The following is a 22,832-nucleotide window of genomic DNA, read 5'->3' as shown; positions in this document are numbered from 1 at the left end:
CTGGTGATAGGAAAGAGGATGATGAATAAAACTGCGGCTTACAGTGTGAGATAGCTCTCGGCGGTCTCGCGATACGGCCCGGTCGACTGGCGAATGCGCATTTCCGGCTTGATGAGATGCATGCCGTTTGGCGCGCTGGAGCCGGCCAGCCTGTCGAGCAGCGCGCGCGCTGCCAGCCTGCCGACCTCGGCCTGACCGTTCCAGACGGTGGTCAGCGAGGGCGTGGAAATCGAGGCTTCCTCCAGATCGTCATAGCCGGTCACGGAAATATCCGCCCCCGGCGTCAGCCCGGCGCGCGAAATCCCGTTCATCAGGCCAATGGCGACCAGATCGTTCCAGCACACGGCCGCCGTCGGCTTTTGCGGAAGCGACAGGAAATGCACCGCCGCCTCAAAGCCCCCCTGCTTGGTGCGCGGGCCCGGAATGCGCAATCCCGGGTCAACAGCGATCCCGGCCTTTTTCAGGGCGTTGACATAACCGGCATAACGATCCCGCCCGGTCGACGTCTGATCCGTGCCGCCAATCATCGCGATGCAGCGATGCCCGAGGCCGATCAGATGGTTGGTCGCAAGCGCGATGCCATAGCTGTCATCCCCGCGATAGGTCGGCAGGTCCAGCTCCTCCATCGAGCGGGCCACGAAAATGGCCGGCATGCCATTGTCTTCCGCCAACTGGACATCGGCCGGCGGCGTGCCGATCGCGGGAGACATGATGACGCCATCGCCACCGAGCTGCAGCAGCGTTTCGATGAAATTGCGCTGCTTTTCGACCGAGTCGTAATGATTGGACAGGATGAAGGTGTGCTGGTTGCGGTCCAGCTCGCTTTCGATCGCCTTGAGGATTTCGCCGTAAAACGGGTTCATGATGTCGTGAACGACAACGCCGATAATGCCCGACCGCGAAGTTCTCAGACTGGCCGCACGGCGATTGTAGATATAGCCGAGTGCACGGGCCTGCTCCTTGATGCGTTCGCGTGTCGCGCTCGCCACCAGCGGGCTGTCCCGCAGCGCCAGTGAGACAGTCGCGGTCGAAATCCCGAGGGATTCGGCGATTGTGGAGAGTTTGACTTTCTGGGCCACGGCATGCCTCCCGATGAATGAACGCCTGGCGCATCGCGCTTCGGTTTCTGATTTAAAAATTTAATTCAAAAACCGTCAGGATTTCAACATAAAAGGCACAATCGGTTTAAATTCGTCGAAAAATGACAGCGGAAAAGCCCATACATGTCATAACGCAAGCCAGCATTCCGCCCGCCTTGCTGCCCGCCGCCATCATCCTTATATAGGCGGAAAATCCTTTAAAGGAACGATCATGACTGATACGCAAGCAGCTTCGCCCATCCCCGTTACTGTGCTTACAGGTTATCTGGGATCGGGAAAAACCACCCTGCTCAACCGGATCCTCTCCGAAAATCACGGCAAGCAATATGCGGTCATCGTCAACGAGTTCGGCGAGATCGGCATCGACAATGACCTGATCGTGGAATCCGACGAGGAAATCTACGAAATGAACAATGGCTGCGTGTGCTGCACGGTGCGCGGCGACCTGATCCGGGTTGTCGAAGGGCTGATGCGACGCCCGCGCTTTGACGGCATCATCGTGGAAACCACCGGCCTTGCCGATCCGGTTCCCGTCGCCCAGACCTTCTTCATGGATGATGACGTCCGGGCAAAAACCGCACTTGATGCGGTCATTGCGCTGGTCGACGCCAAGCATCTGCCGCTGCGCCTGAAGGACAGCCGCGAGGCTGAAGACCAGATCGCATTTGCCGATATCGTGCTGCTCAACAAGACCGATCTCGTCAGCGCCGAGGAACTGGCCGAAGTCGAGAGCCTGGTCCGCGCCATCAATCCGGCCGCCCGGATCTTTCGCACGGAACGCTCCGGTATCGAGCTGGAACGGATCCTGAACCAGAATGCCTTCGACCTGAAGCATGTTCTGGAAGACGACCCGCACTTCCTCGATCACGACCATGATGACCATGTCTGCGGTCCCGATTGCGACCACGACCATCATCACCATGATCATGACCACCACGACCATGATCACCATCATCATCATGGCCTCTCCGACCATCACGATGTCACGGTGCAGTCGGTCTCGCTGCGCGGCGGCCAGCTGGACCCGAACCGGTTCTTCCCGTGGATCCAGTCGGTCACCCAGAACCAGGGGCCGAATATCCTGCGCCTGAAAGGCATTCTGGCCTTCAAGGGGGATACCGACCGCTATGTGGTCCAGGGCGTCCACATGATCATCGAGGGCGACCATCAGCGCCCCTGGAAGGAAGGCGAGAACCGGGAAAGCCGGCTGGTGTTCATCGGCCGCGATCTTGACCGTGAAAAGCTCGAGAAAAGCTTCCGCGCCTGCGAGGTTCAAAACTGATGCCGAGCGTTGCGCCCGTCGATATTGATGATCACGTCATCGCCGCCGCCTTTCTGGGCGGCGTCCCGTTTTTCGCCACGGCAGCGGGAAACATTCACCGGTTCGATGAGGGTGAAAAGGTCACCGAGGCCCATGACGGCCTGCTGACCTGCATTCGCGATCCCTTCAGTCAGTCGCTGCTGACCGGCGGCGAAGATGGCCGGGTGCTGCGCATTTCAAAGGACGGTTCGACGGAAGAACTGGCAAGCGTGCCGCGCAAGTGGATATCGGTGGTCGCAGGCGGACCGCATGGCGCGGTTGCCTATGCCGTCGGCAAGGAAACCCGTGTCATCGCCAGCGGGGCGACGCACCTCTTCGCAGAGGAACGCAGCGTCGAGGCGGTGACCTTCGCGCCCAAGGGCCTCAGAATTGCCGCCGCACGCTATAATGGCGCCTCGCTGCACTGGGTCGCAGGTTCGGCGCCACCGGTCGATCTGGAGTGGAAAGGCGCCCATATCGGCATCACCTTTTCGCCGGACGGACGCTTTCTCGTTACCTCGATGCAGGAAAACGCCCTGCATGGCTGGAAGCTCGACAGCAAGCTTTCGGCCGAAGCGCGCCACATGCGCATGAGCGGCTATCCCGCCAAGGTCAAATCCTGGTCGTGGTCGCCGAAGGGCAAGTGGCTTGCCACCTCCGGCGCGCCGGCGGCCATTGTCTGGCCGTTTTCCGGCAAGGACGGGCCAATGGGCAAGGCACCGCTTGAGCTTGGCACCCGCGCCAATATCATGGTCACCCAGGTTGCCTTTCACCCGTCGGAAGAAATGCTCGCCATCGGCTTTATCGATGGCATGGTGCTGGCCGTGCGCATCTCCGACAGCAAGGAGGCGCTGCTGCGCCGCCAAGGCAAGGGCGCAATCACCGCGCTTTCCTGGGACGAATCCGGCCAGCGTCTGGCCTTTGCCTCGGAAGCGGGCGACTGCGGCATCGTCACGATCGCCGGCTAACGAGCATCAGGCCTTGCGCCGGAAGACCGCGGCAATGCCGCGGTTATATCTTCCGCCGGCGCCGGTTTTCCGTTAAAATAACCCTGCACGGCATCGGCTCCGTGGGCACAGACCCAGTCGAACTGCTGCTTGTCCTCGATCCCCTCGGCAACTGTTTTCATACCCAGCACCCGACAGAGTTTCAGGGTCGAGGCAACGATCTCCTCGCTTTGCGGATCGGTTCCCAGACCCGAAATAAACCCTCGGTCTATCTTGACCCTGTCAAACGGCAGCTCCCTGAGTTGTCGCAGACTGGAATAGCCCGTACCGAAATCATCAAGCGCAATGCGAATGCCGGCGGCCTTCAGCTTGCTGATGTTCTTTCGCGTCATGTCCAGTTCCACAACAAGCGCATCTTCCGTGACCTCGATCTCGAACCGCTGCGGCGAAAGCCCATTCTCGCGCAGAATTTTGAGGACACCGGCGGCGAAATTGCGATCGCTCAGTTGATACGGCGTGACATTGACGGCAATGGATGTGGTGGCCGGCCAGGCGCGCGCATCCCTGCAGGCCTGTGTCAGGATCACGGTGAAGAGTTCCGGTATCAATCCGGCCGCTTCAGCATGCGGGATAAAGTCGCTCGCACTCAATACGCCAAGTTCGGGATGTTTCCAGCGCGCCAGCACCTCGAGCATCACGATCTCGCCCGAACTGCAACTGCGGATCGGCTGATAATAGGGGATGATCTGACCGGATGACAAAGCCGCCGGCAGATCAAGCTCCAGAGCCTGTGCGGTCCTGGAACCGCTGTCCACTTCGGGATCGAAGGAAATAATGCGGCGACGCCCCTCTTCCTTGGCCCTATACATGGCCGAATCGGCCTTTTTCAAAAGAGTCTCACGGTTTTTCCCATCTTCCGGATACCGCGCTATGCCGATGCTGGCCGAAGGAAAAATCTCGCGGCCAAGAAGCACCGCCGGTTTCGAAATTTCCGTCAACAGTCTGGAGGCAATCTGCTCGAACGACGGCCCGCCGGCAGCGTCCTGCACGATAATGGCGAATTCATCGCCGCCGAGACGGCCCAGAAAATCGTCCGAACGAACGCTTTTTTTCAGCCGTTCCGAAATGATCTGTAAGAGCCTGTCTCCAGTCTCATGCCCCAGTTTGTCATTGATCTGCTTGAAACGGTCGAAGTCGATGAACATCAGCGCAAAGCGGTCGGACTGCCGCCGTGCACGCGCCAGCCGCCGCTCGCATTCCTCTTCGAAAGAGCGCCGGTTGGCAACACCGGTCAGCGAGTCCTGCCGTGCCAGCGCAAGCGCCAGCCGTTCGGCCTCGCGACGGCGGGTAATTTCCTCACGCAGCGCCCGAGACCTGCGGAACAGGAGAACGGACAACCCCAAACTTGCGACCATGAAGGCAGTGAAGAACTCGTCGATCTCCCAGTTTTCATGAGCGCGTGAAAACTCGTAGAGATGTTCAAAAGACTCGACCGAAATCAGGACCACCAGAGCGAAAACGCCAATGATGATCGCGACCGTCATATCGCTGAGGTTCCTAAGCTTCAGCAACCAGTTCTTCAATACCGCACCTTTTCACCGGTTTTACCAATATTACCGACATCAACTGAATCGCGCCCGGCAGGTTCCACTATTCTTCGCGTATACGGCCGGCAAAAGCTGCCAGATGACAAGATTATGTCAAAAAACGAAAAAAAGCCGCAGCAAAATCGCTGCGGCTTCAATCAAAATACTATTTGTCGTTAACAGGTCAGCCCGGCAAGACTGTCTGGTTGAGATGCGTCAACTCGTTCATCATCTGCTCAATGGCGCTCTTGTGATCGCTATGGCTCGCATCATCCAGTTCCTTGCGCAGCGTCTTGATGCGATGCTCGATCGCATCGGCGGCTTCGCCGATCGGAACTGCGGTTTCAGCCAGAAGCGTGCAGGCATTGCCCTGAACATCTGCAAAGCCGTGAAATACCAGAAACTGGAATTCCTTGCCTTCGCGGTTCTTGAACTTCACCACACCGGGACGGATCGTTGTCATGGTCGGCGCGTGATCCGGCATGACCGTCATCTCGCCTTCCGTTGCCGGAATGACAATCCCATCCGTTTCAGCAGAGGCCAGAAGCTTTTCGGGGGTCACCAGCTCGAAAATCATCGTATCAGCCATGACATTCCAATCTCTTGTCTTTCAAAACGCACCGGTCGCGAAGGGCGGCGCTCAGGCCGCCCGCCGCAAGTAATCAGGCAGCTTCGGCGAGCTTCTTGGCCTTTTCGACGGCGTCGTCGATCGTGCCGACCATGTAGAAGGCCGCTTCCGGAAGGTGGTCGTATTCACCTTCGACCAGACCCTTGAACGAGCGGATCGTGTCTTCCAGCGAAACCAGAATGCCCGGCGAACCGGTAAAGACTTCAGCAACATGGAAGGGCTGCGACAGGAAGCGCTCGATCTTGCGGGCGCGGGCAACCGTCAGCTTGTCCTCTTCGGAAAGCTCGTCCATGCCGAGGATGGCGATGATGTCCTGAAGCGACTTGTAGCGCTGCAGCGTCGACTGAACCGCACGGGCAACTTCGTAATGCTCTTCACCGACGATCATCGGGTCGAGCATGCGCGAGGTCGAATCGAGCGGGTCAACAGCCGGGTAGATACCCTTTTCAGCAATCGAGCGCGACAGCGTCGTGGTTGCATCCAGGTGAGCAAACGAGGTGGCCGGCGCCGGGTCGGTCAGGTCGTCGGCGGGCACGTAAATGGCCTGAACCGAGGTAATCGAACCCTTGGTCGTCGTGGTAATGCGCTCCTGCAGGGCGCCCATGTCAGTGGCCAGCGTCGGCTGATAGCCCACAGCGGACGGAATACGGCCCAGCAGAGCCGAAATTTCGGAACCGGCCTGGGTGAAGCGGAAGATGTTGTCCACGAAGAACAGCACGTCCTGGCCCTCGTCACGGAAGTTTTCCGCAATCGTCAGACCGGAGAGCGCCACGCGAGCACGTGCGCCGGGCGGCTCGTTCATCTGGCCGTAGACCAGCGCGCATTTCGAGCCTTCGGCCGAACCGTTGTTTTCGGCGGGATCGACGTTCACGTTGGATTCGATCATTTCGTGATAAAGGTCGTTGCCTTCACGCGTACGCTCGCCAACGCCGGCGAACACGGAATAACCGCCGTGCGCCTTGGCGATGTTGTTGATCAGTTCCTGAATCAGAACCGTCTTGCCCACGCCGGCGCCGCCGAACAGGCCGATCTTGCCGCCCTTGGCGTAAGGCGCCAGCAGGTCGACGACCTTGATGCCGGTGACCAGAATTTCGGCTTCCGTCGACTGATCGACATAGGGCGGAGCGTCCTGGTGGATACCGCGCTTTTCCTTGGTCTTGATCGGGCCGACTTCATCCACCGGCTCACCGATGACATTCATGATGCGGCCGAGTGTCTCGACACCAACCGGAACCTGGATCGACGATCCGGTATTCTTGACTTCCTGGCCACGAACCAGACCTTCGGTCGCGTCCATGGCAATGGTGCGGACTTCGTTCTCGCCGAGGTGCTGTGCGACCTCGAGAACCAGCCGGTTGCCGTTGTTTTCGGTTTCAAGCGCATTCATGATGGGCGGCAGTTCGCCGTCAAAGGCAACGTCCACAACGGCGCCAATAATCTGCGTCACTTTACCGATAGAGGCCTCAGCCATGATAAAACCCTCTTTTCAAGCTCTTACAGCGCTTCCGCGCCGGAAATAATTTCAATCAGTTCCGTGGTGATCTTTTCCTGGCGCTGACGGTTGTAGGAAAGCGTCAGCTTGTCGATCATCTCGCCGGCGTTGCGCGTCGCATTGTCCATTGCGGTCATCTTCGCACCCATCTCACCTGCGGAATTTTCCAGCAGAGCGTGGAAAATCTGCACGCGGATATTCAGCGGCACGATTTCGGAAAGAATGGTTTCCGCATTCGGCTCATAGTCGTAAAGCGCCGTTTCCGAACGCTCTTCCTGACCTTCGGGAGGCGCAGCCGGAATCAGCTGAATGTCGGTCGGAACCTGCGAAATCACCGACTTGAACTCGGAATAGAACAGGGTGCAGACGTCAAATTCGCCTGCGTCGAACATTTCCGTCACGCGATTGCCGATATCCTCGGCATTCTCGAAGCCGATCTTGCGGACATCACGCAGTTCAACGCGTTCGACGATCAGATCGGCGAATTCGCGGCGCAGTGCGTCGTAACCCTTGCGGCCGACGCAGAACAGCTTGACGGTCTTGCCTTCCGAAATCAGCTTGCGCGTATGCAGCCGGGCGTGACGCGCGATCTGCGCGTTGAAGCCGCCGCAAAGGCCGCGCTCGGCCGTGCAGACCACCAGAAGATGAACGTCATCCTTGCCGGTTCCGCTCATCAGCTTCGGCACTTCCTCGCCCTCGCCGACAGCAGCCGCCAGGTCAGCCATGACGGTGGCCATACGTTCGGAGTAAGGCCGGGCGTGTTCCGCGGCCTCCTGCGCGCGACGCAGCTTCGCCGCGGCGACCATCTGCATCGCCTTGGTGATCTTCTGCGTCGCCTTCACCGAGGCAATGCGAAGCTTCAGATCCTTCAATGAAGCCATGGGTATAAAATCCCCGCTAAGATTACCTGGTTACTTGGAGAAGTTTTTCGCAAAAGCGTCGATTGCCGCTTTCAGCTTGCCCTTCAGATCGTCGCTCAGCGCCTTTTCGGTGCGAATACCGTCCAGCACGTCGCTGGCTTCGCCACGCACATAAGACAACAGGCCCTGTTCGAACTTGCTGACATCGCCAACCGGCAGCTTGTCGAGATAGCCGTTCACACCGGCGAAGATCACGACAACCTGTTCTTCCGTCTTCAGCGGCGAGAACTGCTGCTGCTTCAGAAGTTCGGTCAGACGCGCACCACGGTTCAGCAGGCGCTGGGTCGCGGCATCAAGGTCGGAACCGAACTGCGCGAAGGCGGCCATTTCACGATACTGGGCAAGCTCGCCCTTGATCGAACCGGCAACCTGTTTCATCGCCTTGATCTGGGCCGACGAACCAACGCGCGACACCGACAGGCCGACGTTAACAGCCGGACGGACGCCCTGGTAGAACAGGTCGGTTTCCAGGAAGATCTGACCGTCGGTGATCGAGATCACATTGGTCGGGATAAAGGCCGAAACGTCGTTACCCTGGGTTTCGATCACCGGCAGAGCCGTCAGCGAACCTCCGCCGCGCTCGTCGGAGAGCTTGGCAGCGCGTTCCAGAAGACGCGAATGCAGGTAGAAAACGTCACCCGGATAGGCTTCACGGCCCGGCGGGCGGCGCAGCAGCAGCGACATCTGACGATAGGCAACGGCCTGCTTGGAAAGGTCGTCGTAAGCAATCAGCGCATGCATGCTGTTGTCGCGGAAATATTCACCGATGGCGCAGCCGGCAAACGGCGCGATGTACTGCATCGGCGCCGGATCGGAAGCGGTCGCGGCGATCACGACGGAATATTCAAGCGCGCCGCGCTCTTCCAGGGTCTTCACGAACTGGGCAACGGTCGAACGCTTCTGACCGACGGCGACATAGACGCAGTAAAGCTTGTCATTGTCCGGGCCGTTGTCGTGGATCGGTTTCTGGTTCAGGAAGGTATCGAGAATGATCGCGGTCTTGCCGGTCTGACGGTCGCCGATGACCAGCTCGCGCTGGCCGCGGCCGATCGGGATCAGCGCATCGATAGCCTTGAGGCCGGTAGACATCGGCTCATGAACCGACTTGCGCGGAATGATGCCGGGCGCCTTGACGTCGACAGTGGCGCGCGTATCCGAAGCAATCGGGCCCTTGCCGTCAATCGGATTACCGAGCGCGTCGACAACGCGGCCGAGCAGGCCGGGACCAACCGGAACGTCCACGATGGCGCCGGTGCGCTTGACCACATCGCCTTCACCGATCTCACGGTCGGAACCGAAGATAACGACACCGACATTGTCGCTTTCGAGGTTCAGCGCCATGCCGCGCACACCGCCTTCGAATTCGACCATTTCGCCGGCCTGGACATTATCGAGACCATAGACGCGGGCAATGCCGTCGCCGACCGAAAGCACCTGACCGACTTCCGAGACCTCAGCCTCGTCGCCGAAATTTTTGATCTGCTCTTTCAGAATTGCGGAAATTTCCGCGGCCCGGATATCCATCAGCCAACCTCTTTCAGTGAAAGCTTAAGTTTGGAGAGTTTCGTGCGCAGCGACGTGTCGATCTGACGCGAACCGACCTTGACGATCATTCCGCCGAGAAGCGACGCATCTTCGGTAATATGAAGGGCCACATCCTTGCCCGTCACATCCTTCAGCGCAGTCTTCAATTCCTGTTGTTGTTCGTCAGACAGGGCATGCGCCACTGCCACTTCGGCCGTCATCTGTCCGCGATGGGCAGCAACCTCGCCGCGATAGGCCAGGATCATGCCAGGCAGGACAAACAGACGGCGGTTTTTCGCAACCAGCTTGACGAAATTGGCGACATAGCCGCCGATCTTCGCCTTGGCGAGAATGGCGGTCACAGCCTTCAGCTGCTCGTCCGCGCTGAACACGGGACTCACCACCAGACGCCTGAAATCGTCGCTTTCGTTCAACAGCGTCTCGACTCGGTCGATATCGGCACCCACGGCGTCGATGCTGTCTTCATCCTTGGCAAGTTCGAACAGGGAGACAGCATAACGCTGCGCAACGTTCGAAACAGATTGGGATAGGTCTGCCACAGGCACAAATTCCCCTTAAAAATCGGCTCGGGCGGTATCCATGACAGGCACTGCCCGAAGCCCTCAAAACTTCACGATATCCCCGGGAAACAGCATAAAAACATGCTGGCCCTCCCAATAGTTGGGGTTCGTCTAGCACAGGTAAAAGCTCTCCGCAACACGCTCAAAGCCCGTTTGGAGCATTGGCCTGCGTTTCTTGTCACAAAGTCTGAAATCCCTGAAACGCAGTACTTTTGAAAGCCTTGCCGTTCACGCCCAGCCAAGACCGTAGAGCAGCATGAACACACCCGCTACCGCCTGGCAGACGAGGAATATGCCGCCCTTGATCGACCGGCTTCCCGTCGTGGCCATCCACAACAGCCTTGTCAGGAATCCGAAGATCAGCGCCAGTCCGAATGTGCGGTAGATCATCGGCTGATCAAACAGCAGCGCCATCAGCGACATGCCGCATAGGTTCCGCCGATCATCGAGCGGATATGAATGCTGGCGCCGCTTTCTTCCTTCAGTCCTGAAAAACCGGCCAGTCCCATCAGCTTCAACGGCGCAAGCGCCACCACCAGCCCCCAGATCAGGATGACGACCGCCATGAACAGGGCAACCTGCCCGACAAAACTCTCCGGCCAGTAAAAACTCATCTGAAAGCTCCTTCCCATCGTCGGCACGCGATACCGCACGCCTTTCAGCTTATCTAGAGAAAGCTCTGCGGGTCAATGTCAAGCTGCACACGGACCGTGCCACGTTGTCGCGGCCCGTTTTCGAGCATTTCCCTCAAAAAAGTCTGGATATCATCCGCGCGGCTGCCGTGAACAAGCAGGCGGAAACGGTAGCGCCCGCGCACCAGCGCAAGCGGCGCCTCGGCAGGTCCCAGCACCGAAATCGAGCGACCGGCGGGCGCTGCCGCCCTCAGCCCCCGCGCATGCGCCTCGGCATCGCCGCGGTTGTCGGCGGAAATGATGACGGCGGCGAGCCTGCCGAAGGGCGGCAATCCACTCTTTTCCCGCTCGGTGATTTCGCGTTCGTAAAACGCATCGGCCTCACCGGAAACAATTGCCTGCATCACCGGATGGGCCGGCTGGTAGGTCTGGATCAGCCCCTTGCTGGCAAGCCCGGTGCGCCCGGCCCGCCCGGTCACCTGTGCCAGCAGTTGGAACGTGCGTTCGGCCGCGCGCGGATCGCCGTTTGCAAGGCCGATATCGGCATCGACCACGCCGACAAGCGTCATCAGCGGAAAATTATGCCCCTTGGCCACCAGTTGCGTGCCGATGATGATGTCTGCCTCGCCATTGGCAACCGCCTCCAGTTCGAGCCGCAACCGCTTGACGCCGCCAGCCATATCCGATGACAGGATGATCGTGCGCTTTTCCGGGAAATGCTGCTCGACCTCCTCGGCGATCCGCTCCACCCCCGGCCCGCAGGCCACGAGATGATCGAGCGTTCCGCATTCGGGGCAGGCCTCCGGCACCGGCTCGGCATGGCCGCAGTGATGGCACATCAGCCGCCCGCGAAACCGGTGTTCGACCAGCCAGCTTGAGCAATTGGGGCACTGGAAGCGGTGACCGCACACCCGGCAGAGCGTCAACGGCGCATAGCCGCGCCGGTTCAGGAACAACAGCGCCTGTTCTCCGCGCCCGACAGTCTTGTCGATCTCCGACAGCAACATCGGTGACAGAAACCCGCCACGCTTCGGCGGATCGCGCCTGAGGTCGACCGTCTTCAGGCTTGGCAACGCCGCTTCGGCGAACCGGCCCGGCAGGTGAATACGCTGATACCGCCCGGCCAGCGCATTGACCTGGCTTTCCACCGAGGGCGTGGCCGAAGCGAGAACGGCCGGAAATCCGCCGATGCGGGCGCGCACCACGGCCATATCACGGGCATTGTAAAACACCCGGTCTTCCTGCTTGTAGGCGGTATCGTGTTCCTCATCGACCACGATCAGGCCGAGGTCCTCGAAGGGCAGGAACAGCGACGAACGGGCACCGGCGACGACGCGGACCGCCCCTTCGGCCGTCTGCCGCCAGACCTTTTCGCGCATGCGCGGGGCGAGATCGGAATGCCACTCGCCCGGACGTGCGCCGAAACGCGCTTCGAACCGGTCGAGAAAGCTGGCGGTGAGCGCGATTTCCGGCAGAAGGATCAGCACCTGCTTTCCCTTGGCAAGGGTTTCGGCCACGGCCTCGAAATAGACTTCGGTCTTGCCGGAGCCTGTGACGCCGTCAATCAGCGTCACATGGAAACGATCGGCCGCAACGGCTGCACGCAGCTCGTCGGCCGCTGCCGCCTGGTCGGGCGACAGGTCGGGCGGCGCATAGTCGGGATCAGGCGTGCCGAACGCCGGTGGCGGCGGCATGAAAACGGTGTCGAACACGCCCTGCTTCATCATGGTTTCGACCACGCTGGAGCTGACACCGGCCGCGCGCGCCAGACCGAGCCGCGTCCACCCCGCACCGTCTTCGGCCAGTTCCAGCACCCGTTTTCTGGCAGGCGTCATCCGCTCCGGCACGGTGCCCGTCAGCGTCAGCCCCTCGATCATCGGTTCCGGCTCAAGCGCTGCCGGCGCGCGCACGGCCATGCGCGCGACAAGCCCCGGCGGCGACAGCGTGTATGCCGACATCCAGGCGATGAACCGGCGCATGTCATCGGCAACCGGCGGGCAGTCGAACACGTGCTCGATCGGCCGCAGCTTCTTCGGATCGACCGCGTCGCCTGACGCATCATCCCAGACAATGCCGATCACCTTGCGGGGGCCGACGGGCACCTGCACCACGGAGCCGGGCATCACCGCCATGCCTTCGGGAACAGCATAGGAATATGGTCCTGCCACGGGCAGCGGCACCATTACGGGCACGCTGCGTATCACGGCAGGATCAATCGGTTTTCCGAAAAGGTCGAGCGAATCTCGGGTCATGGCTGGCAAGATTGCCTGCCGCATCCTCTAAAGTGAAGCACAGAATTCAAGAGGCGTCCGACACTGCCGCAGCCGACTTGCCGTTTTCCAGAACAAAGGCGGCATCGGGATCGTCGGCCAGTGCATGCACGGTATGGTGCTCAAGGGCAGCGGTCACATCCGCCGGCGCGCCCTGCAACTGATCGGGCATGATCATGTTACCGATAGTAAAATCGAATCGATCACCCTGCTTGTTCAGAAGTTCGTGGAAGACCGTCATGTCGCGCAGTTCGGTCGACCACTTGGCGAACCAGTAGAACAGGCCGGAATTGCGCGCCTTCAGGTGCACCGGCAGGATCGGCAGATCGTATTTGCGGGCAAAGCCGATGGCCGAGGTCTTCCATGGGCGTTCATTCAGCTTGCCGTCGGCCCAATAGGCGATGCGCCCCGAGGGAAACAGCACCATCGCCTTTTCTTCCCTGATGGCATTGTTGGTGACCTGCAGGGTTTCGCGCGCCTTGAGCTTGCTCTTGAACTCTTCGCGCCATTCAACCGGAATGATCATCTCGACCAGACGCGGATTGACGCGCACTGCATCCCGGTTGGCGAAGAACATCATGTCGGGGCGGCGTTCCTTCAGAAGGTCGAACACGGCGACACCGTCGGCAATGCCGGTCGGATGATTCGAAACCATGACGAAGCCGCCCTTTTCAGGGATGCGCTCACCGCGAATGCAGTTGATATCGAGCGTCAGCCGCTCGGAGATGTACTGGAAAACCTGGTAGCCATCCATGGACTGGATGTCATTGGCGAAATCGATCGCTTTCCCGTATCCGAGAAGCAGATGCAGGAACGGCCGCATGACCGGCCAGAACGGATTGTGGACAATCTTCTGGCCGCGCTCGGCGATCAGCGTATCGACGATATGCCCCGGCTGCCCTTGCGATACAAGCGCCACAGCCTCAGCAAACTGCGCCAGAGCGGATGATGAATCACGACGCGCCATATAAATTCCTGCTTTTGCCGAGCGGCCTATATCGCAATTCCGTATGAAAAGACAATGACACCTCCCGGAACCCTTAGCGTTTTTGTAACCCAATTTACTGTAAAATCGCGTCGCGGCAAGAAGTTCCTTGGACGGTGACCCCATGAGCGAAATACTGGTGCCTGCTGATGATACATTGCTTGCATTGCGTCAAGAGTGGCTGCAGGCGCTGGCCGGCGAACGCCGGCTTTCAGCCAAGACGGCGGAGGCATACGAGCGCGATACGCGGCAGTTCCTTGCCTTTCTGTGCGGCCATATCGCACGGCCGGTCCGGCTTGACGACATTGATTCGCTGCGTCCTGCCGATGTGCGTGCCTATCTCGCCTTCCGCCGTCGCGAGGGTGCCGGCGCGCGCACGCTCGGCCGCGATCTGGCCGGCATTCGCTCGTTTCTGCGCTGGCTGGAAAAACGCGGTCTGGCCAATGCCGCCGGCGTGCGGGCCATGCGGGCGCCGAAGCAGCCGAAATCCCTGCCCAAACCGCTGAGCGCCGAGGAAGCGCTTGCCGTCTCTGGCAGTGATGCTCAATTGGCGGAAGAACCATGGATCGCCGCGCGCAATGCGGCCGTCTTCTGTCTGCTTTACGGCTGCGGATTGCGCATTTCAGAGGCGATCGGGCTGACACCGGGCGATTTTGCCGGTGAGCCGACAAGCCTCAGGATTATCGGCAAGGGCAACAAGACCCGTATCGTGCCGCTGCTGCCGGCAGCTCTTGCGGCGGTGCGGCACTATATCGCGCTCTGCCCCCACCATCTGGACACGGACAAGCCGCTTTTCCGGGGCCTGCGCGGCAAGACGCTGCAGCCGGCGATCATACAGCGGGAGATGCAGGCCATGCGCGGCGCGCTCGGCCTGTCGGACAAGGCCACGCCCCATGCGCTGCGCCATTCCTTCGCAACGCATCTGCTGGCTGCCGGCGGCGACCTCAGAACCATTCAGGAATTGCTGGGCCATGCCAGCCTGTCGACCACACAGGTCTATACCGGCGTCGATACCGGGCGGCTTCTGGAGATCTACGACAAGGCGCATCCGCGCGCCTGATCGGTCCAGCAGGCAAGACAGGCCCCGCCGACAAAGCGGGACCTGCGGGAGAAACGCGATCAGGCGTTATTGTCGTAGCTGAAGCTGATCAGTTCGGGCGAACCGTCGGGACGGACCTTGAAGGTCTTGACCGCATGCCAGTTGGAACCGTTGTGGACACTGGTGGAGAAGATATCGCCGGGCTGGGCAAGCTGGGCAATATCCCTGTCGGCAGCGGTGATCTTCGGGCCGTACATCGCCGGATTGAGCGGCTCGCCGGCAAAGGCGGCGCCTGCACCCACCATCAGGGTCGCAAGCGAAAGCGCGATTAGTTTTTTCATCGGATTGGTCCTTGGGATGTTTTCAGTGTTCTTTTGAAACCGGAAAGGATCATCCCTTTCCATTCCCATTTTACGCCCAGCGATGGCGGAAACGATACTCAATTCTTGGTAATGAATCCATTAAATTACTGTAAATATTATATTTTTCTGAATTCAAATTTACGGGAAACGCAATTGGCATCGTTGTGACAGCGACCACGACCCACGGCGCATTACCGCCCTTCGACAGCCTATCCCAAGGGATCATGTTCGGGGACTGAGACAGGGCCTGTATTGTTACCGACAAAAAATGCGGCCCCCGCGAGGAGGCCGCATCCAATTTTCCGGAATGACTCGAAGAGCAACCGACCTTACATGTGGATCGGCTTGAAGAATGCCGCCATGGCCGCTTCCTTCACCGCTTCCGACATGGTCGGGTGGGCGTGGCAGGTGCGGCCGAGGTCTTCCGACGAGCCGCCGAATTCCATCAGCACCGAGGCTTCCTGGATCATTTCGCCGGCGCCGAAGCCGACGATGTGAACGCCGAGCACGCGGTCGGTCTCCTTGTCGGCCAGCACCTTGACGAAACCGTCGGTGGTTTCCATGGCGCGGGCCCGGCCATTGGCCATGAACGGGAACTTGCCGACATTATAGGCGACGCCGTCCTTCTTCAGCTCTTCCTCGGTCTTGCCGACGGAAGCGACTTCCGGCTGGGTGTAGACGACGCTCGGGATCACGTCGTAATTCACATGCCCGGCCTGACCGGCGAGGATTTCGGCCAGCGCCACGCCTTCATCTTCGGCCTTGTGCGCCAGCATCGGGCCCTTGACCACATCGCCGATGGCATAAATGCCCTCGACATTGGTCTTGAAATGTCCATCGATCTCGACCCGGCCGCGCTCGTCGAGCTTGACGCCGGCATCTTCGAGGCCAAGACCTTCGGTATAGGGTTTGCGGCCCGTCGAAATCAGCACGATATCGGCATCCAGCGTTTCCGCATCGCCGCCCTTGACCGGTTCGAAGGTCACCTTGGCGCCCTTCTTGCCCTTTTCAACGGCCGTGACCTTGGCCGACAGCTTGAAATCGAGGCCCTGCTTGGCGAGCAGCTTCTGGGTCTGTTTGGAAACCTCGCCATCCATGGTGCCGAGGATCTTGTCGAGGAATTCCACAACCGTGACCTTGGCGCCCAGCCGCGACCAGACCGAACCGAGTTCCAGCCCGATAACGCCGCCGCCAACAACGATCATCTTTTCCGGCACTTTCTTCAGCGCAATGGCGCCGGTGGAGGAGACAATGGTTTCCTCGTCAATGGCAACATCGACGCCGGGAATGCCGGCAACATCCGAGCCGGTGGCGATCACGATGTTCTTGGCTTCCAGATCCTCGGTGGAACCGTCTTCCTTCGTCACCTGCACCTTGCCGGCGGAAACGACCTTGCCGGTGCCCTGAAAACCGTCGATCTTGTTCTTCTTGAACAGGAAGGCAACGCCCTCGACATTCGACTTCACCACCGAATCCTTGTGGGCCAGCAGCTTGTCGTGATCGAGTTCGACGCCGGAAAGCTTCACGCCGAGGCTTTCCATGCCATGGGCGGCGTGGGCATACTGCTCGGAAGCATGCAGCAGCGCCTTGGACGGAATACAGCCGACATTGAGGCAGGTGCCGCCATAGGTCGCACGCTTTTCAACGACAGCGACCTTCATGCCAAGCTGCGAGGCCTTGACCGCGCAGACATAGCCGCCGGGGCCGGAACCGATAACGATAAGATCATAGGACATCAGATTTCCTTCTCTTTTGTGCGGTCATGGCCGGTGCGAAGGATGGGCGCATATGACCGTGATGGGTATGGCCGAGGGGCCGGTTTGTTTCTTCAGGGGCCGCTCAGCCCGCCTTTTCGGTTGCCAGTTTCAGGCCGAAAGCGATGAACACCGCGCCGCTGGCGCGGTTGATCCACACACTCGCCTTTTCAAACGCAACGCGCATGGTGGGCATGGTCAGAAACAACGACACGCCGACGAACCAGGCAATCAGGCAGGTGGCCATGACGAGGCCGTAGCCGAACTTGACGCCCGCCGGGGTTTCGTGGCTGACCACGGTTGAGAATATCGACAGGAAGAACAACACCGGTTTCGGGTTCAGCGCATTGGCGAGAAAGCCGAGCGAAAAGGCCTTCGCCGCGCCCTGCCTTGCCGTGACCGAGGTTTCCGCAACGGGCGAGACATTGGCCTTGCCGGAGCGAAACGACTGGATGCCGAGATAGATCAGATAGGCAGCGCCCATCCACTTGATGACGTTGAACAGCATGATCGACTGGGAGATGATGAGACCAAGCCCGAGGATCGTGTAGCTGACATGGAACATCAGCGAGGTGCCGATGCCGAAACTGCTCAGTATCGCCGAGCGCCGCCCATGCACCAGCGCCTGCCGGATAACCATGGCGGTGTCAGCCCCGGGGGCAACGATGGCGAAGGAAAAAATCGCCATGAGGGATGCCAGTTCGACCAGATATTGATGATTCACGATATGCTGCTCCGCCTGTCCACGTTTTATTGTCTGCTGAGCGCCAGCTTCAGGCCGAAGCCGGCAAAGGCCATGGCGACCGAGCGGCGCATCCAGGCCATTGCCCGTTCACTGGAAAACACACGGTCGCGCATCAGCGCCGCAAACTGGCCGTAGACGATGAACACCACCAGCGTCATCAGCATGAAGATCCCCGACAGCATCAGCATCTGGAAAACGGCGTGGCTGGCGCCGGGATCGACGAATTGCGGCAGGAAGGCCAGGAAGAACACGGACAGTTTGGGATTGAGGATGTTCAGCAGAAAGCCGTCACGCACGATCGCGAGCGTCGAGCGTTTCGCGCGCGGCTCGGCGGAAATCGACAGCGTGCCGTGTTCCTTCAGCGCCTGCCAGGCGAGATAAAGCAGATAGGCAACACCGGCGAACTTGACCGTCTGAAACAGGACCGCACTGGTATGAAACAACGCCGCCAGCCCGAACACCGAAGCCAGAATGGCCGGGACAATGCCGAATGTGCAGCCGATGGCCGCTGCAACGGATGCGCGCCGGCCTGAAGACAGGCCGGTCGCCAGCGTATAGACAACGCCGGTACCGGGAACGAGGACCACAATCAATGCGGTTATGAAAAACGCGATGCTCATGGTCCTGCCCCCTTTAGCGGATGATCAGAGATCGAGAACCAGACGTTCCGGATCCTCGAGCGTTTCCTTGACGCGGACCAGGAAGGTCACGGCCTCCTGACCGTCGACCATACGATGGTCGTAGGAAAGCGCAAGATACATCATCGGGCGAATGACCACCTGACCGCCGATCGCCATCGGGCGCTCCTGGATCTTGTGCATGCCGAGAATGCCGGACTGCGGCGCATTCAGGATCGGCGAGGACATCAGCGAGCCGTAGACACCGCCATTGGTGATGGTGAAGGTGCCGCCCTGCATGTCGGCCATGGAAAGCTGACCGCCGCGCGCCGCCTTGGCAAGACGGGCGATCTCGGTTTCGATCTCGGCAATCGACATCTGGTCGGCATCGCGCACGACCGGAACGACGAGGCCCTTGTCGGTGCCAACGGCCATGCCGATGTGGCAGAACTTCTTGTAGATGATGTCCGTGCCGTCGATTTCGGCGTTGACCGCCGGAATTTCCTTCAGGGCATGACAGACAGCCTTGGTGAAGAAGCCCATGAAGCCCAGCTTGACGTCGTGCTTCTTCAGGAACAGGTCCTTGTATTTCGACCGCAGTTCCATTACGGCCGTCATGTCCACCTCGTTATAGGTGGTCAGCATGGCTGCCGTGTTCTGCGCATCCTTCAGCCGCTTGGCGATGGTCTGGCGCAGGCGGGTCATCTTGACGCGCTCTTCGCGGTCGGCATCCTCAACCTTGGACGGCGCGCGCTGCGGGGCCTTGGCCGGTTCGGCGGCGGGAGCGGACGTGCCCTTGGCGGCAGCGGCGATGACATCGCCCTTCAGCACCTGGCCGCGCTTGCCCGAACCTTCCACCTGATCGGCGGAGATGTTCTTTTCTTCCATCATCTTGGCAGCAGACGGCGCTGCCGGCATGTCGGAGCCGGACTTTGCAGCAGGTTCTTCGGCTTTCGGCGCTTCTTCCTTCGGCGCTTCGGCCTTGGGTTCTTCCTTTTCGCCGCCGCCAGCAGCCGGGGCATCGCCCTCGGCGATCTGACCGAGCAGCGCGTCGAGTTCGACGGTCTCGCCTTCGCCGGCGACGATTTCGGAAAGCGTGCCGGCAGCCGGGGCCGGGACCTCGATGGTCACCTTGTCGGTTTCCAGTTCGACAATCGGCTCATCGGCGGCGATAGCGTCGCCGACCTTCTTGTACCAGGTGCCGACCGTTGCCTCGGTAACGGATTCACCCAAAGTGGGAACGCGGATTTCAGTGGCCATGTCAAAAGTCCCGATATTGATAAACTTTGTGTCCGGATCGCCTTTTAAGCGGTCGTTGCGCGCCGGGCGTCAAGGTCCGGCGCGCTTGTGTTGGTTTTATTCGCCGAGCGCATCGTCGAGGAAGGCGGCAAGCTGCGCCTGGTGGCGCGACATCAGCCCCGTCGCCGTCGAAGCGGCTGCGGCACGTCCGGCATAGCGAACCCGCGAATGCTTGGCATCGATATGCGTCAGCACCCACTCCAGATAGGGCTCGATGAACGACCATGCACCCATATTCTTCGGTTCTTCCTGGCACCAGACCATTTCCGCGTTCTTGAAGCGCGAAAGCATGTTGATCAGCGCCTTGGCCGGGAACGGATAGAGCTGTTCGACGCGCAGCAGGTAGATGTCGTTGATCCCGCGCTTTTCGCGTTCCTCGAACAGGTCGTAATAGACCTTGCCCGAGCACAGGACGACACGGCGGATCTTGGAATCCCTGACCAGCTTGATCGGCGTATCCTGCTCGACGGCATCATCCCAGAGCAGACGGTGGAAGGCGGTCTCGCCGGCCATTTCCGAAAGCGTGGACTGGGCGCGCTTGTGGCGCAGCAGCGATTTCGGCGTCATCAGGATCAGCGGCTTGCGGAAGTCGCGCTTCAGCTGACGGCGCAGAATGTGGAAATAGTTCGCCGGCGTGGTGCAGTTTGCGACCTGCATGTTGTCTTCCGCGCACATCTGCAGCCAGCGCTCCAGACGGGCCGAAGAATGCTCCGGTCCCTGCCCTTCATAACCATGCGGCAGCAGGCAGACGAGACCGGACATGCGCAACCATTTGCGTTCGCCGGAGGAGATGAACTGGTCGAACACCACCTGGGCACCGTTGGCGAAATCGCCAAACTGCGCTTCCCAGAGCGTCAGCGCATTGGGCCGGGCCAGCGAATAGCCGTATTCGAAACCGAGCACGGCTTCTTCCGACAACATCGAGTTGATGACCTCGTAGCGACCCTGGCCGGAGCGGATGTTCTGCAGCGGCAGGTAGCGTTCCTCGGTCTCCTGATCGTAGAGCACCGAATGGCGCTGCGAGAAGGTGCCACGCTCGACATCCTGGCCGGACAGGCGAACCTTGAACCCTTCATAGGCGAGCGACCCGAAGGCCAGCGCCTCGGCCATGGCCCAGTCGATGCCCTCGCCGGTCTCCATCATCTTGGCGCGGTTGTCGAGGAAACGCTTGACCGTGCGGTGAACGTTGAAGCCTTCCGGCACTTCCGTCAGCTTCTTGCCGACTTCCTTCAGCGTCTTCATCGGCACCGAGGTCTTGCCGCGGCGCAGTTCATCGGCGTTGTCGGCAGCCCGCAGCCCTGACCATTCGCCATCCAGCCAGTCGGCCTTGTTGGGCTTGTAGGAGGAACCGGCCTCGAATTCCTGCTCGAGGAAGCTCTTCCAGTCGGCCAGCATGCCGTCGAACTCTTCCTTGGTGATCAGGCCTTCCTTGATCAGCCGGTCGGCATAGAGCTTGGTGACAGTCTCGTGGCCGCGGATGACCTTGTACATCTTCGGCTGGGTGAACGCCGGTTCGTCGCCTTCGTTATGGCCGAAGCGACGGTAGCAGAACATGTCGATGACGACCGGCTTGTGGAACTTCATCCTAAACTCGGTCGCGATCTTGGCCGCATAGACCACGGCTTCCGGATCGTCGCCATTGACGTGGAAGATCGGCGCTTCGATCATCTTGGCCACATCCGACGGATAGGGCGAGGAGCGCGAGAACGCCGGATTGGTGGTGAAGCCGATCTGGTTGTTGACGATGAAATGCACCGTGCCGGCAACGCGGTGACCGCGCAGGCCGGACAGGCCGAGAATTTCGGCAACCACGCCCTGGCCGGCAAAGGCGGCATCGCCATGCAGCAGCAGCGGCATGACCTTGGAGCGTTCGTCGAGCGGCACGATCTCGCCTTCGCGACGGGTCGCAATGATATCCTGCTTGGCGCGGGCCTTGCCCATGACCACCGGATCGACGATTTCCAGATGCGAGGGGTTTGCCGTCAGCGACAGGTGGACATTGTTGCCGTCGAACTCGCGGTCGGAGGAGGCGCCGAGGTGATACTTCACATCGCCCGAACCTTCGACATCGTCAGGCTTGAACGAACCGCCCTTGAACTCGTGGAAGATGGCGCGGTGGGTCTTGGCCATCACCTGGGACAGAACATTGAGGCGGCCGCGATGCGGCATGCCGAGCACGATTTCCTTCAGGCCCAGCGATCCGCCGCGCTTGATGATCTGCTCCATTGCCGGGATCAGCGATTCCGCACCGTCGAGGCCGAAACGCTTGGTGCCCTTGTATTTGGTGTCCAGAAACTTCTCGAAGCCCTCGGCCTCGACCAGCTTCTGCAGGATCGCCTTCTTGCCGTTCTCGGTGAAGGTGATGCTCTTTTCCGGTCCCTCGATCCGTTCCTGAATCCAGGACTTTTCTTCCGGGTTGGAAATATGCATGAACTCGACGCCGAGCGTGGTGCAATAGGTGCGCGTCAGAATGTCGAGCATTTCCGGGATGGTGGCGTATTCCAGCCCCAGAACATTGTCGAGGAAGATGCGGCGGTCGTAATCGGCCTCGGTAAAGCCATAGGCCTTGGGCGACAGCTCGTTGTAATCGTCATCGGCCATGCCGGCGAGGCCGAGCGGGTCGAGATGGGCATGCAGATGGCCGCGCATGCGGAAGGCGCGGATCATCATCAGCGCGCGGACGGAATCGCGGGTCGAGCGCAGCACATCCTCATTGGAAACCGCAGCGCCTTCGGCAGCCGCCTTGCCGCGCAGCTTCTTCTCGACCACCTGTTCAACATCGGCCCAGTTGCCATCAAGGGCGGCCGTCAGGTCGTCATTGGGCTTTTGCGGCCAGTCCGGCTTTTTCCAGGACGCGCCTTCGGCGGCCTTGCGCACGGCATCCGGATCGTCGCCAAGCGCCTTGAAGAAATCGCGCCACTCTTCAGAGACGGCATTGGGGTTTTCTTCATAGGCCGCGTACAGATGCTCGATATAGGTCGCATTGGCGCCATCGAGAAACGAGGTCAGAAGAAATTGTTCGTTGGCTTCTTGCCTGGACATATGCACCGC

At 60.1% G+C, this 22,832-nt stretch carries 20 protein-coding genes; 3 read left to right on the top strand and 17 right to left on the bottom strand.

Going from position 1 to position 22,832, the window contains the following annotated elements:
• Positions 1-38: 38 nt before the first annotated feature.
• The gene (locus tag ACHZCU_RS13065) at positions 39-1,079 is read right to left on the bottom strand and encodes a LacI family DNA-binding transcriptional regulator (protein WP_106302413.1); all 1,041 of its coding nucleotides are present in this window, start codon (positions 1,077-1,079) and stop codon (positions 39-41) included.
• A gap of 232 nt (positions 1,080-1,311) precedes the next feature.
• Between ACHZCU_RS13065 and ACHZCU_RS13060 the strand changes: the two genes are divergently transcribed.
• Both ACHZCU_RS13060 and ACHZCU_RS13055 read left to right on the top strand, forming a co-directional pair.
• Positions 1,312-2,382 (top strand): GTP-binding protein, encoded by a 1,071-nt coding sequence (locus ACHZCU_RS13060; RefSeq protein ID WP_319519116.1) that lies wholly within the window; start codon positions 1,312-1,314, stop codon positions 2,380-2,382.
• Positions 2,382-3,368: a WD40 repeat domain-containing protein gene (locus ACHZCU_RS13055; protein WP_319519115.1), complete on the top strand. Its 987-nt coding sequence runs from the start codon at positions 2,382-2,384 to the stop codon at positions 3,366-3,368. Before ACHZCU_RS13060 ends, ACHZCU_RS13055 begins: the two co-directional genes overlap by 1 nt.
• Here ACHZCU_RS13055 and ACHZCU_RS13050 read toward each other — a convergent pair.
• The 10 genes from ACHZCU_RS13050 to ACHZCU_RS13005 all read right to left on the bottom strand — a co-directional run bounded on the left by ACHZCU_RS13050 (position 3,365) and on the right by ACHZCU_RS13005 (position 13,947).
• Complete coding sequence (locus tag ACHZCU_RS13050; protein ID WP_319519114.1) at positions 3,365-4,891, bottom strand: EAL domain-containing protein; 1,527 nt, start codon at positions 4,889-4,891, stop codon at positions 3,365-3,367. The genes ACHZCU_RS13055 and ACHZCU_RS13050 overlap by 4 nt on opposite strands.
• A gap of 226 nt (positions 4,892-5,117) precedes the next feature.
• Positions 5,118-5,522 carry a F0F1 ATP synthase subunit epsilon gene (locus tag ACHZCU_RS13045; RefSeq protein WP_106302425.1) on the bottom strand — a complete coding sequence of 135 codons (405 nt, stop codon included), beginning with the start codon at positions 5,520-5,522 and terminating at the stop codon, positions 5,118-5,120.
• Between the two features lie 73 nt (positions 5,523-5,595).
• Positions 5,596-7,032, bottom strand: coding sequence for a F0F1 ATP synthase subunit beta (gene atpD / locus ACHZCU_RS13040; protein WP_106302428.1), 1,437 nt, complete (start codon positions 7,030-7,032; stop codon positions 5,596-5,598).
• Positions 7,033-7,055: 23 nt separating this feature from the next.
• Positions 7,056-7,934, bottom strand: a complete 879-nt coding sequence (locus ACHZCU_RS13035; protein ID WP_319519113.1) for a F0F1 ATP synthase subunit gamma — start codon at positions 7,932-7,934, stop codon at positions 7,056-7,058.
• A gap of 30 nt (positions 7,935-7,964) precedes the next feature.
• Positions 7,965-9,497: a F0F1 ATP synthase subunit alpha gene (gene atpA / locus ACHZCU_RS13030; protein WP_106302434.1), complete on the bottom strand. Its 1,533-nt coding sequence runs from the start codon at positions 9,495-9,497 to the stop codon at positions 7,965-7,967.
• A complete protein-coding gene (locus ACHZCU_RS13025; protein ID WP_319519112.1) occupies positions 9,497-10,063 on the bottom strand; it encodes a F0F1 ATP synthase subunit delta in 567 nt (188 codons plus the stop codon). Before ACHZCU_RS13025 ends, atpA begins: the two co-directional genes overlap by 1 nt.
• Positions 10,064-10,306: 243 nt before the next feature.
• A complete protein-coding gene (locus tag ACHZCU_RS13020; protein ID WP_319519111.1) occupies positions 10,307-10,501 on the bottom strand; it encodes a hypothetical protein in 195 nt (64 codons plus the stop codon).
• Positions 10,492-10,692, bottom strand: coding sequence for a hypothetical protein (locus ACHZCU_RS13015; protein ID WP_319519110.1), 201 nt, complete (start codon positions 10,690-10,692; stop codon positions 10,492-10,494). Before ACHZCU_RS13015 ends, ACHZCU_RS13020 begins: the two co-directional genes overlap by 10 nt.
• A gap of 53 nt (positions 10,693-10,745) precedes the next feature.
• Positions 10,746-12,962, bottom strand: coding sequence for a primosomal protein N' (locus ACHZCU_RS13010; protein ID WP_319519109.1), 2,217 nt, complete (start codon positions 12,960-12,962; stop codon positions 10,746-10,748).
• A 46-nt stretch (positions 12,963-13,008) separates the two neighbouring features.
• Positions 13,009-13,947, bottom strand: coding sequence for a GNAT family N-acetyltransferase (locus tag ACHZCU_RS13005; RefSeq protein ID WP_106302446.1), 939 nt, complete (start codon positions 13,945-13,947; stop codon positions 13,009-13,011).
• Positions 13,948-14,089: 142 nt separating this feature from the next.
• Here ACHZCU_RS13005 and ACHZCU_RS13000 point away from each other — a divergent pair, with 142 nt between their 5' ends.
• The gene (locus tag ACHZCU_RS13000) at positions 14,090-15,025 is read left to right on the top strand and encodes a tyrosine recombinase XerC (protein WP_319519108.1); all 936 of its coding nucleotides are present in this window, start codon (positions 14,090-14,092) and stop codon (positions 15,023-15,025) included.
• 59 nt (positions 15,026-15,084) lie between these two features.
• On the opposite strand, the gene ACHZCU_RS12995 is transcribed toward ACHZCU_RS13000, so the two are convergent.
• The 6 genes from ACHZCU_RS12995 to ACHZCU_RS12970 all read right to left on the bottom strand — a co-directional run bounded on the left by ACHZCU_RS12995 (position 15,085) and on the right by ACHZCU_RS12970 (position 22,823).
• On the bottom strand, positions 15,085-15,345 hold the full coding sequence (locus tag ACHZCU_RS12995; RefSeq protein WP_319519107.1) for a hypothetical protein: 261 nt from the start codon (positions 15,343-15,345) through the stop codon (positions 15,085-15,087).
• A gap of 350 nt (positions 15,346-15,695) precedes the next feature.
• On the bottom strand, positions 15,696-17,102 hold the full coding sequence (lpdA, locus tag ACHZCU_RS12990) for a dihydrolipoyl dehydrogenase (RefSeq protein WP_319519106.1): 1,407 nt from the start codon (positions 17,100-17,102) through the stop codon (positions 15,696-15,698).
• Between the two features lie 103 nt (positions 17,103-17,205).
• A complete protein-coding gene (locus ACHZCU_RS12985; protein WP_319519797.1) occupies positions 17,206-17,808 on the bottom strand; it encodes a LysE family transporter in 603 nt (200 codons plus the stop codon).
• Between the two features lie 62 nt (positions 17,809-17,870).
• Positions 17,871-18,485 (bottom strand): LysE family translocator, encoded by a 615-nt coding sequence (locus ACHZCU_RS12980; protein ID WP_319519105.1) that lies wholly within the window; start codon positions 18,483-18,485, stop codon positions 17,871-17,873.
• Positions 18,486-18,509: 24 nt separating this feature from the next.
• A complete protein-coding gene (odhB, locus tag ACHZCU_RS12975; protein ID WP_319519104.1) occupies positions 18,510-19,742 on the bottom strand; it encodes a 2-oxoglutarate dehydrogenase complex dihydrolipoyllysine-residue succinyltransferase in 1,233 nt (410 codons plus the stop codon).
• 96 nt (positions 19,743-19,838) lie between these two features.
• Positions 19,839-22,823 (bottom strand): 2-oxoglutarate dehydrogenase E1 component, encoded by a 2,985-nt coding sequence (locus tag ACHZCU_RS12970; RefSeq protein ID WP_319519103.1) that lies wholly within the window; start codon positions 22,821-22,823, stop codon positions 19,839-19,841.
• Positions 22,824-22,832: the final 9 nt, after the last annotated feature.

Source organism: uncultured Martelella sp. (assembly GCF_963677965.2).
GTDB lineage: Bacteria > Pseudomonadota > Alphaproteobacteria > Rhizobiales > Rhizobiaceae > Martelella > Martelella mangrovi.
The sequence above is the reverse complement of the archived record's forward strand: the minus strand, read 5'-3'. Positions and strand labels throughout refer to the sequence as shown.

Coding starts and splice junctions, on each gene's coding strand:
- ACHZCU_RS13060 (WP_319519116.1), top strand. CDS start 1,312: ATGACTGATACGCAAGCAGCTTCGCCCATCCCCGTTACTGTGCTTACA.
- ACHZCU_RS13055 (WP_319519115.1), top strand. CDS start 2,382: ATGCCGAGCGTTGCGCCCGTCGATATTGATGATCACGTCATCGCCGCC.
- ACHZCU_RS13050 (WP_319519114.1), bottom strand. CDS start 4,891: ATGACGGTCGCGATCATCATTGGCGTTTTCGCTCTGGTGGTCCTGATT.
- ACHZCU_RS13045 (WP_106302425.1), bottom strand. CDS start 5,522: ATGGCTGATACGATGATTTTCGAGCTGGTGACCCCCGAAAAGCTTCTG.
- atpD (WP_106302428.1), bottom strand. CDS start 7,032: ATGGCTGAGGCCTCTATCGGTAAAGTGACGCAGATTATTGGCGCCGTT.
- ACHZCU_RS13035 (WP_319519113.1), bottom strand. CDS start 7,934: ATGGCTTCATTGAAGGATCTGAAGCTTCGCATTGCCTCGGTGAAGGCG.
- atpA (WP_106302434.1), bottom strand. CDS start 9,497: ATGGATATCCGGGCCGCGGAAATTTCCGCAATTCTGAAAGAGCAGATC.
- ACHZCU_RS13020 (WP_319519111.1), bottom strand. CDS start 10,501: ATGTCGCTGATGGCGCTGCTGTTTGATCAGCCGATGATCTACCGCACA.
- ACHZCU_RS13015 (WP_319519110.1), bottom strand. CDS start 10,692: ATGAGTTTTTACTGGCCGGAGAGTTTTGTCGGGCAGGTTGCCCTGTTC.
- ACHZCU_RS13010 (WP_319519109.1), bottom strand. CDS start 12,962: ATGACCCGAGATTCGCTCGACCTTTTCGGAAAACCGATTGATCCTGCC.
- ACHZCU_RS13005 (WP_106302446.1), bottom strand. CDS start 13,947: ATGGCGCGTCGTGATTCATCATCCGCTCTGGCGCAGTTTGCTGAGGCT.
- ACHZCU_RS13000 (WP_319519108.1), top strand. CDS start 14,090: ATGAGCGAAATACTGGTGCCTGCTGATGATACATTGCTTGCATTGCGT.
- ACHZCU_RS12995 (WP_319519107.1), bottom strand. CDS start 15,345: ATGAAAAAACTAATCGCGCTTTCGCTTGCGACCCTGATGGTGGGTGCA.
- lpdA (WP_319519106.1), bottom strand. CDS start 17,102: ATGTCCTATGATCTTATCGTTATCGGTTCCGGCCCCGGCGGCTATGTC.
- ACHZCU_RS12985 (WP_319519797.1), bottom strand. CDS start 17,808: ATGGCGATTTTTTCCTTCGCCATCGTTGCCCCCGGGGCTGACACCGCC.
- ACHZCU_RS12980 (WP_319519105.1), bottom strand. CDS start 18,485: ATGAGCATCGCGTTTTTCATAACCGCATTGATTGTGGTCCTCGTTCCC.
- odhB (WP_319519104.1), bottom strand. CDS start 19,742: ATGGCCACTGAAATCCGCGTTCCCACTTTGGGTGAATCCGTTACCGAG.
- ACHZCU_RS12970 (WP_319519103.1), bottom strand. CDS start 22,823: ATGTCCAGGCAAGAAGCCAACGAACAATTTCTTCTGACCTCGTTTCTC.